The 565-nt window shown below is 68.7% G+C and carries 1 protein-coding gene; it reads right to left on the bottom strand.

Annotated features, from left to right (window positions below; all coding sequences use genetic code 11):
* Positions 1 to 546: hypothetical protein (locus ACXJKJ_RS31625; RefSeq protein ID WP_457395655.1), on the bottom strand; the 546-nt coding region annotated here is incomplete at its 3' end.
* Positions 547 to 565 lie beyond the last annotated feature (19 nt).

Here is a 565-nt window from a genome sequence, read left to right on the forward strand (position 1 = left end):
CTGCAGGCGGTCGCGCAGGCGGCGGAAGGCGATCTCCACGTCCCAGGCTTCCATCTCGGTGCGCCGGTTGAGGTACAGGCCGAAGCCGGCGCCCACGTAGAACGGCCCGATCAGACTGATGGCCAGCCAGGACAGCAGGTTGAAGCCGAACCTGGCCCAGGCCGGTGTGTCCTCGCTGACCATCGCCCACGCCGCACGCCAGGAATCGGACAGCAGCTCGAACGGGACGAACATGAACACCGCCGCGATCCCGCCCACCACCAGCGCGACCTCGAAGGCCATGCACGTCACCGTCAGCAGGATCGCATGGCCGACCGCCGCACCGGCCACGGCGCGACGGCGTGCGCCGCGATGTTCAACCGCGTTGCCTTCCAGCAGGTTGACCGGCATCAGCAGTGAACGCAGTGGACTGAAGCGGCGCCAGCCCAGGTAGCCCCAGAAGCCGCTCCAGCCCCACGCGCGTTGCGCGCGCAGCGTCTGCAAGGCGCTCGGCGCATCGCCGAAGATACCGCGCGAGATCACATACAGCGCCAGCCGGTCGAACACCGGCGTGAGCCACCACATC

The sequence above is a fragment of the Roseateles sp. P5_E1 genome (assembly GCF_054049335.1).